Origin of the sequence: Vibrio sp. JC009 (genome assembly GCF_029016485.1) — a bacterium.
In the GTDB taxonomy this organism is placed as follows: Bacteria; Pseudomonadota; Gammaproteobacteria; order Enterobacterales; family Vibrionaceae; genus Vibrio.
Genome location: NZ_CP092107.1, coordinates 1,073,525 through 1,087,256, shown reverse-complemented (window position 1 = coordinate 1,087,256; position 13,732 = coordinate 1,073,525). Strand labels below are relative to the sequence as shown.

At 45.4% G+C, this 13,732-nt stretch carries 14 protein-coding genes; 9 read left to right on the top strand and 5 right to left on the bottom strand.

The features are described from left to right. Positions 1-57 precede the first annotated feature (57 nt). Together L3Q72_RS19705 and L3Q72_RS19700 are read right to left on the bottom strand one after the other, a co-directional pair. On the bottom strand, positions 58-1,062 hold the full coding sequence (locus L3Q72_RS19705) for a hypothetical protein (protein WP_275132258.1): 1,005 nt from the start codon (positions 1,060-1,062) through the stop codon (positions 58-60). A gap of 221 nt (positions 1,063-1,283) precedes the next feature. Continuing rightward, on the bottom strand, positions 1,284-1,793 hold the full coding sequence (locus L3Q72_RS19700) for a winged helix-turn-helix domain-containing protein (protein WP_275132257.1): 510 nt from the start codon (positions 1,791-1,793) through the stop codon (positions 1,284-1,286). Between the two features lie 286 nt (positions 1,794-2,079). On the opposite strand from L3Q72_RS19700, the gene L3Q72_RS19695 reads away from it, so the two are divergent. The 3 genes from L3Q72_RS19695 (at position 2,080) to L3Q72_RS19685 (ending at position 5,251) form a co-directional block, all read left to right on the top strand. Next, positions 2,080-2,997: a LysR family transcriptional regulator gene (locus L3Q72_RS19695; protein WP_275132256.1), complete on the top strand. Its 918-nt coding sequence runs from the start codon at positions 2,080-2,082 to the stop codon at positions 2,995-2,997. A gap of 184 nt (positions 2,998-3,181) precedes the next feature. After that, positions 3,182-4,279, top strand: a complete 1,098-nt coding sequence (locus tag L3Q72_RS19690) for a Fic family protein (RefSeq protein ID WP_275132255.1) — start codon at positions 3,182-3,184, stop codon at positions 4,277-4,279. A 342-nt stretch (positions 4,280-4,621) separates the two neighbouring features. Then, positions 4,622-5,251, top strand: coding sequence for a DUF1349 domain-containing protein (locus L3Q72_RS19685; RefSeq protein WP_275132254.1), 630 nt, complete (start codon positions 4,622-4,624; stop codon positions 5,249-5,251). Between the two features lie 74 nt (positions 5,252-5,325). Here L3Q72_RS19685 and L3Q72_RS19680 read toward each other — a convergent pair whose 3' ends face one another. Both L3Q72_RS19680 and L3Q72_RS19675 read right to left on the bottom strand, forming a co-directional pair. Further along, positions 5,326-6,177 (bottom strand): SDR family NAD(P)-dependent oxidoreductase, encoded by an 852-nt coding sequence (locus L3Q72_RS19680; RefSeq protein WP_275132253.1) that lies wholly within the window; start codon positions 6,175-6,177, stop codon positions 5,326-5,328. Positions 6,178-6,249: 72 nt separating this feature from the next. Next, positions 6,250-7,242: a zinc-binding alcohol dehydrogenase family protein gene (locus tag L3Q72_RS19675; RefSeq protein WP_275132252.1), complete on the bottom strand. Its 993-nt coding sequence runs from the start codon at positions 7,240-7,242 to the stop codon at positions 6,250-6,252. 193 nt (positions 7,243-7,435) lie between these two features. On the opposite strand from L3Q72_RS19675, the gene L3Q72_RS19670 reads away from it, so the two are divergent. Continuing rightward, complete coding sequence (locus L3Q72_RS19670; RefSeq protein ID WP_275132251.1) at positions 7,436-7,690, top strand: hypothetical protein; 255 nt, start codon at positions 7,436-7,438, stop codon at positions 7,688-7,690. Positions 7,691-7,730: 40 nt separating this feature from the next. Here the strand turns inward: L3Q72_RS19670 and L3Q72_RS19665 are convergent, their stop codons facing one another. Beyond that, positions 7,731-8,174 carry an ankyrin repeat domain-containing protein gene (locus L3Q72_RS19665; RefSeq protein ID WP_275132250.1) on the bottom strand — a complete coding sequence of 148 codons (444 nt, stop codon included), beginning with the start codon at positions 8,172-8,174 and terminating at the stop codon, positions 7,731-7,733. 191 nt (positions 8,175-8,365) lie between these two features. On the opposite strand from L3Q72_RS19665, the gene L3Q72_RS19660 reads away from it, so the two are divergent. From L3Q72_RS19660 to L3Q72_RS19640, 5 genes are all read left to right on the top strand, one after another. After that, on the top strand, positions 8,366-8,950 hold the full coding sequence (locus L3Q72_RS19660) for a TMEM165/GDT1 family protein (RefSeq protein WP_275132249.1): 585 nt from the start codon (positions 8,366-8,368) through the stop codon (positions 8,948-8,950). Positions 8,951-9,057: 107 nt separating this feature from the next. Beyond that, a complete protein-coding gene (locus tag L3Q72_RS19655) occupies positions 9,058-10,260 on the top strand; it encodes a putative manganese transporter (protein WP_275132248.1) in 1,203 nt (400 codons plus the stop codon). A 358-nt stretch (positions 10,261-10,618) separates the two neighbouring features. Then, positions 10,619-11,947: an MATE family efflux transporter gene (locus L3Q72_RS19650; protein ID WP_275132247.1), complete on the top strand. Its 1,329-nt coding sequence runs from the start codon at positions 10,619-10,621 to the stop codon at positions 11,945-11,947. Continuing rightward, positions 11,944-12,885 (top strand): ABC transporter permease, encoded by a 942-nt coding sequence (locus L3Q72_RS19645; protein WP_275132246.1) that lies wholly within the window; start codon positions 11,944-11,946, stop codon positions 12,883-12,885. The genes L3Q72_RS19650 and L3Q72_RS19645 overlap by 4 nt, the downstream gene beginning before the upstream one ends. Next, complete coding sequence (locus tag L3Q72_RS19640; RefSeq protein ID WP_275132245.1) at positions 12,882-13,703, top strand: ABC transporter permease subunit; 822 nt, start codon at positions 12,882-12,884, stop codon at positions 13,701-13,703. The genes L3Q72_RS19645 and L3Q72_RS19640 overlap by 4 nt, the downstream gene beginning before the upstream one ends. The last annotated feature ends 29 nt before the right edge of the window (positions 13,704-13,732 follow it).

The window sequence follows — 13,732 nt, the reverse complement described above, 5'->3', positions numbered from 1 at the left end:
GTTCCATTAGATATATCCAATCGAAAAAGTAATTAATTGTACAAAATTGACCTGTTGCTATTCTCGCAGGCCTTCATTAACGGTTTCTATTATGGCTTCGGCAAGAGCGTCTGTCGGGGCCGAGAAACTCTGCTCTTCGATGCATTCACCCTGACTGTTTTTCAGGGTTACTGAAATACCTTCATTACTGCGGGCCATTTCCACTTCACACGCCTCATTGCTTTTCTGGCTTATGGTCTGGAACAGAAGGGCTGTCGTTTTTGCTTTAAATTGCTCAGTGGCCGCAATGGCAAGTGGAGCCTGAACCGGAGGGCGTATAAGCATTAGGTCGTTATCTGCCTCGGCTAAATACTCATTAATGCTTTGAAACAGTTCCACGCTATTTTCTATTTCATCTATTACCGGCTCATTGCCTGCGTCGTAATCATCTTCAGCAAATGTGCCGGTAAGCAGTACAGGGAAATAGCCGGTACGTAAGGTCATATCTGAATCCACAGACTCAGCATAATCGGCACCAGTGCTCAGAATATCGGTGTCAGCTTCCAATCCGGAAACGGCTTTTGCTAAGGTTGCCAATAGTTGCATCTTTAAAGAAACGTCAGTTGCCGTGGTGACAGGAAATGAAAATGGTGAAAGAACAAAAGAATTGTTGTCACCGATTAAGCCTAACTTCCTCGGCAGTTCGGTTATCTTTTGTGAAAGAGCTTGAAGATCATTATCGGAATAACGGCCAGTGTATGCTACCGGCAAAAACAGCAGTGAGCATACTTGCTGCGCTCCGGCACCATTGCCATCAAGGCCATTTAATACGCACTCTGTACCAAGGTTAACAAGAGACTCCCAGCACATTTCTTCCATGTCAGTATCCAGAGTGCCGGATTCAGCCAGCTGTTTTAGCTCAGATTCAAGCTGTTTGGTACTTTCCTGGATTGGTGCAGTCTGAAGTTCTTCCTCCTCGGTGATAGATAGCGCCATCTCATCATATATATTCAGTTCTATTTCAGTCCGGCTATCCAAAAACTGATTCATACCTTCCGGTAAATCGAAGTCTAAATCATCCATTTCCACGTTTCTTGCTCCTGTTTGTGTGGCTGGTAACTGTGTCACTAACAATAGGTTAAATGATTGAAAGTTGATATCCCGAAATTCAATTAGTGCTTTTTTGTTCACAAACAACAGAAATAAAAAAACCTGCAGCGAATGCTGCAGGCTGATAACTATCATAAGAAAAGGTCAGTGGATTTACATAGAAATGCTTAATAATTAAGCAAGAAAAATCTGATTTAAATGCCAGATAAATAGTAAAAGGAAGTTTGCTGCATCTTGCGGAAAACATTAGCAAGAGAAGAAAAGAAGCCAAAAGTCTCTTCGTTTTTATATGAGCTGGTAGTTTCTAACGCTTGAATACTGAATTGGCTTTCCGATGCTGTATCAGGCGTGACTTTACTTACTTCGTTACTTTCTACGGCTACCGGGGAAATCAGCTTGTAACCCATTTTAGGCACGGTTTTAATAAATTCAGGCGCTTTTGCAGAGTCATTTAAAAGCTTTCTTAACGTTGAGATAGACTGAGTTAAGCTGGATGGCTCGACAACAAAACCCTGCTCGCTCCAAACGGAATCAAGCAACGCTTTACGGGATAAGTTTTTATTCGGGTTTCTGACAAACATTGAAAGTAACTGGCTTTCGTTATTGCCCATATTCACCGTTTTTTCAACATCACCGTTTTCTACCAGCACTCCGGACTCAGGATAGAAAACAAACTTATCGGATAAAAAATATTTTGTAGCCATGGTATCTGTACTTACTGCGTTTTAGCATGTGGACGCGATGTTGCGTTACACTGCTTAGGTCTAACATGCGGTGTATTATAGATAGATAAATGTGATTTACATCACGATATCTTTCCATAGACTGTTTCTGAAATTTCCACAATCAACCTGAAAACCTCGAATTATAAGGTGTTAGCAATGTCTGAACTGTGGTTGAGCAGTTTTGGATAACTGAATTGCGTTTTTGGGATAATCTCGCAGTTTGTTTTGGATTAGAATAGCAGACAAGCGAGAGTGGGAGTCTGGTATGAAAAGAGTATTTGATGATCTGAATGTGTTTTGCGCGGTTGTAGAAAAAGGAAGCCTGAAACAAGCTTCTGAGTTCTTAGGCATTCCGCATAGTACCGTCAGCCGGAGAATTGATGCTCTGGAAGATGCGTTAGAACTTCACCTTTTGCATCGCACCACCAGAGAAGTCAAAGTAACAAACAGGGGGTTGCAGCTGTATCGCGACTGTGCGCCATTACTGGAATCTCTTAGTGATTCCGTTGATTTGGCGATTGATGACGAGCTTCGTTTTAAAGGCTCTCTTTCTGTTTCTATGCCTGTGCGTGCCGGTTTAGATTTTCTGGGTAACTGGCTAATTGACTTTGCTTCCGAGCATCCGGAGTTAAACCTCGAACTCTCTTTATCGAATGTCAATTTAAACCTGGTTCAGGAAAATGTTGATCTGGCTTTTCGTGTTGGTCCCTTAACCGACTCTTCAGCCATAGCATTGCGTTTGTGGGATATTCCTTACTCTCTTTGTGCCACCAATGCATTTGTAGCCGCTCATAATATCAATCCAGACCATGTCTCTTTAGAACAACTGGCGCAACTTCCCGCTGTTATTTCTGCTCCCGCTCGCACCTGGACATTTATGGATCAGAAGATGAGCGAAAAGAAGTTTCAGCCCGGCGCAAAGCTGGTGGTAGATGACCTGGATTTGGCCTATCACGCAGTGAAAGGCGGACAGTTTATCGGTATGCTTCCAAGTGAAATGATAAAAGATCCGCAGGTGGTTGAGCTTTCAGTGCCCGACTATAAGCCGAGAACCCGGACAATGTTTGCGTATTATCTGGGGAGAAGGCATACCATTAGCCAGATCAGGCATATTGTTGACTACATCAAGCAGAGAAATCAGGAAGAGAAAGCTTCGTTGATATCTTCCAGTCCCATGGTGTGAGTATCGCCAAGACTGCTTAACGGCAACAGATCGTGTGCTTCTGTCTGATATTAGTCCGACAGGGTTTTAATGTGGATTCTGATTAGAATTATCCATTAATCAAATCATGTTGTGATTTGATTTCGGCCTATAAACAACTCATAATGTGATTTGAAAAACAAACTTTTCAAATCAAGGTATCTTTATGTGGATCTGGCAACAAGCTGACTGGCCAACTTTTAATTGGGATAAAACCGTCATCGAACCGATGATGAGACAGACGCGTCTCAATCAGGGTATCTTGCTGGGTAAGATGCTCAGCCAGGCTCAGGATCAGAAAGAGAGTATGCTGGATACCTTACTGGCGAACATTGTCCATTCTAGTGCGATTGAGGGGGAAAAGCTCAATGCTTTCTCTGTACGCTCATCTTTGGCTAACAAACTGGGCCTGACAGAAGAGCGACCTTTCCCAACAACAGAACAAACTGATGGCCTTGCCGAAATCATGATAGATGCTGTAGAAAACCTGGATACTCCTTTGACGCTTGAAAGAATTCTGCACTGGCATGACAGGTTATTTCCAGAGGGCTATACCATATTTAATCCAGTTATTGGTGGTCGCCTGCGTGGTGATGCTCCAATGCAGGTTGTCTCCGGGCGAATCGACAGGCCTATCGTTCATTTTGAGGCTCCGGGGCGCGACATACTCGATGGAGAACTTGAGCAATTCATCAAGTGGTTTAATGACTCCAGGGAGGATGCTTCACTCGACCCGCTGCTCAGAGCTGCAATCACTCATTTGTGGTTTGTTACGCTGCACCCGCTTGATGATGGAAATGGTCGTATTACTCGCTTATTAACGGATTTGGCACTGGCTCAGGCTGAGCAGCAGTCAGTACGCTTTTATGCAATGTCAGTTGGTATATTGGCGAACCGAAAAAGTTATTACGAGATCTTGGAGCGGACTCAGAAAGGAAACGTTGATATCACTGCCTGGTTAGTCTGGTTCTTTGACACGTTAAACGAAACGTTAAATGGGGCGTTAAAAGAGATTACTCAGACCGTGTTTAAAACCAACTTTTGGCGCAACGTGGATCAAACTAAACTGGTTGAAGAACAGGTGAAAGTGCTTAACCGAATGCTCGATGGGGACTTTGCTGATGGAATTAATACCTCTCAGTACCACAAAGTCGCTAAGGTAAGCAAACCGACTGCCACTCGTCATTTGGCTGCGTTGGTAGAACAGGGGTGTTTGGTTAAGTCTGGTGCAGGTCGCAGTACCCGGTATCAGTTGCTTGAATAGTTATGCAGGATTATCGTTCCCATGGTCCTCCGTGGGAATGCATATTAGACTCAAAGTTATCAGCCGGAGTATAAACTGTCTCTGAACTTATTTTCTTTTATTTCAGCTTGTTATGTGGTTGTCTTCAGACGCGGTATGCATTCCCACGCTGGAGCATGGGAACAAGGGGTTGGTGAGTGGATTGACATTTTATTGCATGGAGAAAGCGTGCTATGTGTATAAGTTTTCAGTGCCTCAACCAGTTGTCCTGATTTCAGATGGGGGGATAACATGACATCCCCCTCTTTTTTTCACAACAAGCAGCTTTACAATCGGCATATCAAACGGTTAGGAAAAAGAACAATGATAGATTTTACTAAAGGCGAATGGATATTTGAGCCTAAGCAACATAATGTTACCCCTGAACTTGTTTCAATTACCACAGAACCCGAAACTGACTTCTGGCAGCGCTCGTACTACGGATTCAGAAATGATAATGCGCCTGCATTGCAGCTTGAATCAGGAGAAAACTTCACTTTTACAGCAAAGGTGAGCTTTGATTATCAGGCTCAGTTTGACCAGTGTGGTCTGATTATTTATCTCGATAATGAAAACTGGTTTAAAGCCTCAATTGAGTATGAAAATGAGCAATTTTCACGTCTGGGTAGTGTGGTAACAAACCTGGGGTATTCCGACTGGGCAACAACGGATATTCCGCTGCCGGATCATATCTGGTACCGCCTGAGCCGCAGAGGTCCGGATTTTCTGATTGAGTACTCTTTAGATGGTGAGACGTTCAAACAGATGCGGATCTTCCACCTGCATTCTCTGGGCGAAACTACGGCTGAAATGGGCAAATGTAATCCGCCATTGCCTGCATCAAATAAAGTGAAGTTTGGTGTTTACGCCTGCAGCCCGCTGAAATCCTCTTTTACAGCGACTTTTTCTGATATGAGCTTAGAGCCGTGCAAGTGGCTGGCGCATGCGGTTTGATCAGAACAAATAGAGCCAGAGGTTCACTCTGGCTCCATTAATTAGCTTCATAGTCTTGAAGGTGGAATGTTAACTTACAGCCAAGGCAGGCACTGACCGAACTGAACCAACTGGCCGTTTGGCTCTTTTGTTCCTGCTTTGGTTAACAGCAAGTCCAGTATTGCCAGAGCCGCCTGGTCTGGTGATTGGGCTTCATTCATATCGTCGAACCATGGCCTTGATGCATCAGTATCCACAAGACCCGGGCAGGTTGCGTTGATCAGAATGTCATCATCTGCGCGGGATTCGTTCATCATACGAGCAGCTACGCGTGCTGTTGCCACTTGTCCGATCTTTGAAGAAATGTTGATCCACTCAGGCCAGCCTTCGGTTTCCGCTCGGCCACTTTCCATAGATTCAACAAAATGGTCCATACTCTGCTCAATATCTTCCAGAGACAGTGTGTCAGTATCGAACAGCTTGTGAAGTCTTTCAGGCAGGTAGTTAAGCTGACCAAAGGCGCTGGCTACCATTACATAACGCGCACCCTTATTCAGAAGTGGCCATAGTGCTTCAAGCAGATCGCGTGAACCATGATTGTTAGTTGCTACGAACGCACGTACTTGCTCAGGCTGAGGTACATCTTTGTTGATTCTCGCCGCAGCATTAGAAGCTATAATATCGATTCCGCCATGGCGCTCTTTCAGAAGTACAGCTATAGCTTCAATTGATTTTGCATCAGTGACATCAAGCTGAAGCACTTCTACTTTCGCATTTGTCTGGCCCAGCTCTTTCAGAGCTGTGGCTCCGCGATCAACGCTGCGTGAGCAGAGGTAAACAGTATCGTCAGAGCTCAGACGGTTAGCCAGTCCTTTTACAATGGCAAAACCGAGTCCCTGATTGCCACCGGTTACCAATGCGACTTTGCCTGTATTTTGTTGAGACATATTGTTCTCCTGGTTATTTGACTCCCGCACAAGCAGCGCCAGTGCGGGACTTTGTTATACGAATATCAGTGATTAATTGCTTTGCGGAGTCAGTAGCAGCTTGCCCATAATCTGGCCGCTTTCCAGTTGGTCATGCGCCTTTGATGCTTCTTCCAGAGGCATAGTGGAATAGACGGGCTTGATTTTGCCTTCATCAAGCAGCTGATAGATAGCATCCATGGACTTCTTAACCAGTGGAAAATCGCTGAAGAATGTGGCATAGATTTCAGAGTAAGTAATGGTCGGAGCCTTACTAAAATGTTGTACGGCTTCAGCCTGAAGGTTTGTTTCGCCTACGCCAGCCAGAAACCCGAAGACAACAATGTGGCCCAGTGTAGCAAGTACTTCCAGATCCTGTTTGATGGTGTCTCCGGCAACAGGGTTAAAGATGTAGTCCACACCCTTGCCGTTAGTCACTTTCTTCACTTCTTCAACCCAGTTACCAGTTGAGTTAAAGGCGTAGTCAGCCCCAAGTTTTAGTGCCTGCTCAACTTTCTCGTCTTTACGGTCAAGGGTGATAACCTTAACGCCAGCTACTTTTGCAAGCTGAATAAGCGCGGTGCCAACACCACCTGTTGATGCATAAATCAGCGCAAATTTGTCTTGCTCTGCGCGAACCACGTTATGAAGCATATGGTAAGCGGTGAAGTAAGTGACCGGCATTGCACCGGCTTCCAGCAGGTTCGCTGATTTAGGTAGCAGGATCAGTTTGTCTGCATCTACTGCTGTGTACTCAGCGTAAGTGGAAGCTCCGATAGGGCCAAGGAAAGCCACTTTCTGACCTTCTTTCAGCTCTGTGTTGTTTGCATCTGCAATAATACCGCTACCTTCAACACCTGAGATAAACGGCAGTTCAGGCATCATGCCTGGAGGCATATTGCCTTCGCGGATAACCGTATCGATAAAGTTAACAGGTGCTGCCTTCATCTGAACCAGAACCTGACCTTCTTTAACTGCCGGTTTTTCAATGTCTTTGTATGTTAGTTTGTCGCTACCGCCGGTTTGCTCTAAAACTACCGCTTTCATATTCGTCTCCTGTCAGGGCTGTATGCCGCTATTCGAAATCAAGGTACGGAAAGAATATTAGCGATGAGCCAGAGTGGAAAAAATCAGCAATACGGGACATGTGAATTGCAGAAATGGGATAGTGGTGCCGAGCATCGTCTTGTTTATTGTTCCTGAAGGTCGTGTTGCACATTGGGCTGATTAGCTGGCTATGATGTCTTCAGCACCTGTTGAGACAGATAAGAAGCAACCAGAGCTTAAAGCACCTTCAACAGGGTTTGGCAAAATAACTCTTACTGAGTTGAGTCAACGTTACGGCGTGGATTTAGAAGTGACGCTGAGCAAGCTGCAGCAGAAAAACAGTGAGATCTCCGGTGAGATGAAACTAAAAGAAATCGGAGAGCTTTTGGGTGAAAGTCCGCGAGACTTGTTTGAGCAACTCAGCGGGCTTGAAACGGGAAGCGGATAAAACAAAGGCAGAGACCACCTGAAACGGTGGTCTCATTAACTTACTTTTGAACTTTGCTAAGATAAACAACAATTTCGTCTTTTCCTTCCTTACGCGCTTTTTCCAGAGGCGTATTTCCGTCCAGCCCTTTAATGCGAGTGTCTCCACCGTTTTCTACCAGAATCTTTAATGCCGGCAGGTTGTCAGCCCAAACTGCATCATGCAAAGGAGTGTAACCATTACTTGGTCCGACAGCATTAACATCATATCCTGCGTCAACAAGAAGCCGGACAATCTCTGTATTGTTCTGAAACATAGCCGCGTGCAAGGCTGTACCACCATATGAGTCTCGGGCATCAGGGTCCGGATGTGAGGCTAAAAGCTCAATAACTTTTTCTTCATTACCGTGGTAGGCTGCCAGATGAATTGAGTCGCTGCATAGTGCCTGGTATGAAAAGCCCAGAGCAGAGAGCAGGAATGCCGCAATCGTCAGATATTTTTTCATGTTGAATGCCTTAAGGGTTCCAAGATATTACCGGGCTAATAGTATTTAATCTGAGGCCTATTGATTAGATAGTGTATGACTAATAATGCATTAGCTGGAGGCTAATGGTTTATAGTGCCGTTCGGTTAATTTGTATGTTTTGTGATATCATCGCCCGCCCGCAGTTGAGTATTGCCAATTAGAACTATTATATGAACCTTTCACTTGAACTTTTTTCCTCATCATTTCTCGCATTTGGGGTGATTTTCCTGGCTGAACTCGGAGACAAAAGTCAGTTGGTGTGTATGACTCTGGCTTCGAAGCATAAGGCCAAACCGGTCGCGATTGGTGCAATAGCGGCGTTTTCGCTGCTTAATATTCTGGCTGTCACTGTTGGTAGCAGCTTATCTCACCTTATCCCTGAAACCTGGCTAACTATTGCAGCTGCTTCTTTGTTTGTACTGTTTGGCCTGCATTCATTGCTGGCGGGAGACGACGATGAAGAAGAAGTGGCAAATGAGAAGATAACGACACGCAGCATCTTGATTACAACATTTATGCTGATTTTTCTGGCTGAGTTGGGTGACAAAACTCAGCTGGCGGTCGTAACCATGAGCACAACGCATCTGTCTCTGGCTGTTTGGTTTGGTGCAACTATTGCCTTAGCTGCTACTTCCCTGATGGGAATATATGCGGGCCGTAAGTTGCTGGCGCGGCTCAACATTAATCTGTTGCACAAAATCAGCGGTCTGTTGTTTATCGGTTTTGCCATCCTGCTGGTTTTAGATTTGTACTGATACTTATCATACCATTCAGATTAGTATGATTGACTATTCTGGCTTGCTATTGAAAAACTAACGACTATAATGAGAATTATTCGCATTTAAGTTGGATTGAGTAAGCTATGGTCCCGTCACAGATTAATAACGCCTTTACACGCTGGATAGCTGACACACAGTTCAAGCCTAAATATAAAAGAGGCTTGTTGCCTATTTTTATGCTTTCGCTGATTGTTGCGGAACCAACCAGAGAGCTGACGGTTAATACGCTTTCTGATGCCTTTTGGGCCGTATCGGCCTACGTTGCATTTACTCTGGCGATTTACCACTACTTCTCTGTATTTATGAACAGAGACAGCAGTATTGTCCGGCTTTATAGTTATTCTCGAAACTACCAGGTACTGTTTGCTGCGTTACTGGGGGCATTACCGGGCTGTGGTGGTGCGATCATTGTTACCACTCAATTTGTCAGTGGCCGGGTTGGATTTGGTGCAATTGTTGCTGTTTTGACCGCAACTATGGGTGATGCGGCATTTCTGCTTTTGGCCAGTAAGCCAGATATTGGTGCGGCTGTCGTTGCGACAGGTGTTGTTGTGGGCGCGATTACAGGCTGGGCGGTTAATGCTCTGCATCAGGATGATTTTCTTCGTCCTAAGATGACTGCTGATTTCGCTGGCAGACATAATAGTCCGGGACATACTCGTTTTGAGCAGATGGCTATCAATATTCAGGGTAAGGTATGGCAGCTATTATTGATCCCAGCAACTATTATTGCTTTTCTGGGCTCTTTTCAGGTTGATGTAAATGCAGCGCTGAGCCTGCCCGATATGACTATAGAGTGGACTGGTACGATTCTTATCATTACCTGTCTGAGCCTGTGGGCGTTCACCAAAGAGATTGAAGACTACGAGTCCTCGGTATCAGAAGATAAGAAATGCATCGCCTCTCACCCTCTGCAGAAAACAGCTCAGGACACTAACTTTGTGACCGCCTGGGTAGTGATGGCCTTCCTGATTTTTGAATTGGTGACTACTTTTGCAGGAATAGATTTGGCAGCCTTGTTCTCTCACTGGGGTATCTGGTTGCCTATGGTTGGCATTGCTATCGGTTTGTTGCCGGGTTGCGGCCCACAAATTTTGGTGACCAGCCTGTATATTTCCGGTGCGGTACCACTCTCTGCTCAGTTAGCCAATGCTATCTCTAACGACGGTGATGCTCTTTTCCCCGCAATAGCATTAGCGCCAAAGGCGGCGCTGGTTGCTACTTTTTACTCAGCTCTTCCAGCTTTTTTTGTAGGCTACGGCTACTACTTTTTATTTGAAATATAATTTATGTATTGTTTTTGTATGTAGTCTATTTTTATAGATTAACTATGGAAATAACAATCAATATCATTTACAATTCTACCGCCTCTTAGGTGAAGTGGTTTATTTTTGCTGCTTATAATAGGAGATTAGGTGAAAGTTTGGCTCTATTCCCGCAACTGTAATTGGTGAGCGAGCCATCGAATATCACTGGCTTTGTCCGGGAAGATGACAGCTTCACATTGATCCTTCTGATAATTTGTATTTAGTAATTGATACAAATTTGTTCTCTCATTTAATATGAAAAGCCTTATGCAGAGCTTTTATCTGCAATGCGAAGGTCATATAAGATATTTTTATAAGAATGTTAAGGGAGTATGCAGTGAATTACTGCTCTCAAAAAGAATACCTAAAACTCGCAATACCTTTTATTTTATCTACCATGACACAGCCGTTACTCGGAGCGGTAGACACTGCGGTAGTCGGCCGGTTGGACAGTCCGACTTTTATCGGAGGGGTGGCTGTCGGTACCGTCATTTTTAATACGCTTTACTGGCTGCTCGGTTTTCTTCGTGTTGCGACATCTGGCTTCACCGCCCAAACACTGGCAAATAACCGCGATGATGAGGTCGCATTGGCGTGGCTTCGTCCCGGAGTTATTGCTGCGGCAGTGGGTCTGCTTTTTGTGCTGATCCAGAGCCTGGTGATAGATGGCGCCATGGCGGTTTATCAGGTCGATCCGGACATAGCCGTTCACGTTAAAAGCTACTTTGATATTCTGATCTGGGGCGCACCCTTTGTTCTTATAGGTTACGTTAACCTTGGCTGGCTCATGGGAAGGGGACTGGTTCGTGAGGTACTTTTCCTGCAAATCGGTATTAACTGCCTGAACATTATTCTGGATATTATCTTTGTTCATTCCCTGCATATGGGAGTGGAAGGTGTTGCCTATGCGACCCTTATTTCACAGGCGTTAGGCTTCATTTTGGGAGCTTTTCTTATCTTCAGAAGGTTACCTGTTACTCAGCTTCGCAAATATCTAAGCGGTGTTTTTGAAGCAAAAGCTATCGCCAGGATGGCGGCTATGAACAGAGATCTGTTTATACGAACCATCTGTTTGCTTACCATGACCAATATCTTTGTTGCGACCGGCAGCAGCATGGGAACAGATATTCTGGCTGCCAATGCTATTTTGTTCCAGATACAGTATTTAATTGCTTACTTGTTTGACGGTCATGCTAACGCAGTATCCGTTATTGGTGGCAGAAGTGTGGGTAACAAAGATCTTGAGAGCCTTAACCGTCTCAGAGGTATTGCTCATCTTCATATGAGTATAAAAAGCCTGATCGTTATTCTTTGCCTGACGATATTCCAGGACGAAATACTCTATCTGTTTACCGATATAGAGAATGTACTGACGGTATGTAACGAGTATTTCTTCTACCTGATTGCATTTGTTATCGCCATGGCTCCAGGCCTTGTTTATGCCGGTTTCTTTATTGGTGCAACCTGCTCTGCTCCAATCAGAAACGCCATGGTATATGCGCTTATCGGTTTCCTTGCGCTTAAGTTTACACTCGTCCCCCAACTAGGGAATCACGGCTTATGGATAACCTTTACCGTGTTTTGCATTATCCGTAGCCTGACACTTGTCTTTGCCTGGAAACAGATTCTGGGGCAGCACTTTTCATCATTAAGGTCTGCTTTATGAAAAAGGCCATAGCGAAAAAGCTAACTGAGCTTGCAATGGTGATGTTAGCTGCAACACTGCTGACTTTTTTTCTTACCTGGTTAAGCCCCGGTGATCCGGCAGAAGTTTATTTTGAAATTCGTGGGATCTCTCCTTCTGCAGAGGCACTGGCTGAAATGAAGGTGAAGATGGGGCTGGATCAACCCTTTCTGGTTCAATACTGGAACTGGTTAAGCGGTATTCTGACTCTTGATGCAGGTGTATCGCTCAGAACAGGTGAGCCCGTTGCAGAGATGATCAGTCACCGTTTTTCAATGACGTTCAGACTGGCAGTGGCAGCCATTGTTATCATGCTGGTGTTCTCTTTTCTGTTTGCCATTACGGCGGTGCTACGGGAAGGCAAACCTTCGGATTACCTGATACGAATCCTCTCTTTTGCCGGAGTCTCTGTGCCTGACTTCTGGTTGGGTCTGATGTTGATACTTAACTTTATCGTCTACCTGAAGTGGTTTAAGTTAACCGACCCGCATGCACTTGAGAGTGTTGTACTGCCCGCCTTTACTCTGGCGATCCCGCTGATTGGCCGCTATACGCGTCAGATTCAGTCCATGATCAGTGAAGAGATGACCAAGGCGTATGTGGTTGGCGCAAGGGCGAGGGGGTGTAAAGAGAGTTCAATTGTTCTGTTCCATGTCCTGCCTAATGTACTTGGTGGCCTGGCGACACTTTTTGGTCTTTCCTGTGCTCTGCTTCTTGGCGGAACCGTCATTGTTGAATCGATATTCTCATGGCCGGGGCTGGGAAGTATGGCGATAGAGTCTATCTCACACCGGGATTACCCTGTCCTGCAAGCCTATGTACTTATCATGGTGTTGATCTATGTGACAGTTAACTTCTTTGCTGATGTGGTCGCTGAGATATTAGACCCAAGACTGATGCTGGCGGGGTCGAATAAATGATCAGCAGAAATATCGATAAAAGGCATCAGTTTTTTCTGGCGGTTCTTCTTGCAACAGCTTTGGTCGCCATTGCGTTGCTTGGCCCTTCACTTGCACCCCATGATCCGCTGGAAACCGATTTTCTTCATATTCTGGAGCCGCCAAGTGCGCTGTATCCGCTGGGTACCGATCAGGTTGGCCGCTGCATTCTGTCCCGTTTATTGTATGGCGCCCGTATCTCACTGGGTATGACCTTTGGCATGCTGAGTATGATTTTTGTACTGGGGATCCTGATCGGCATCGCTGCAGGTATGCGTGGCGGTGCGGTTGATACCTGTATTATGCGTGTGGCTGATACCATTCTCGCTTTCCCCGACCTTGTTTTTGCCATTGCTGTGGTTGGCCTGCTTGGCCCTGGCATCGTCAATACCATATGTGCCCTCGCTATTATCTGGTGGACTAAATTTGCCCGCCTTAGCCGAGTGCTGGTGAGGACGGCGATGCAGAGTGATGCAGTTATTGCCGGTCGTATGGCGGGAGCCAGCCGGTTCACGCTTATCCGTCACTATGTTCTGCCGGCTATTCTTCCGCCGATGCTGACTCAGCTTAGTCTGGATATCGGCAATATGATGCTCGCGCTTGCCGGGCTTTCCTTCCTCGGGCTGGGAGTCCAGCCACCAACCCCGGAGTGGGGAAATATGCTGAGCGAAGGTAAAGAATATCTGCAGAGCGCACCCTGGTTGGTTATTTACCCCGGCCTGGCTACTTTTGCTGTCGTTGTCGTGTTTAACATCCTGGGTGATGCGACACGTAAATATTTAAATCCTGAACGAATTTAAAACCCATAACATAATCCGAAGAGTGAAAA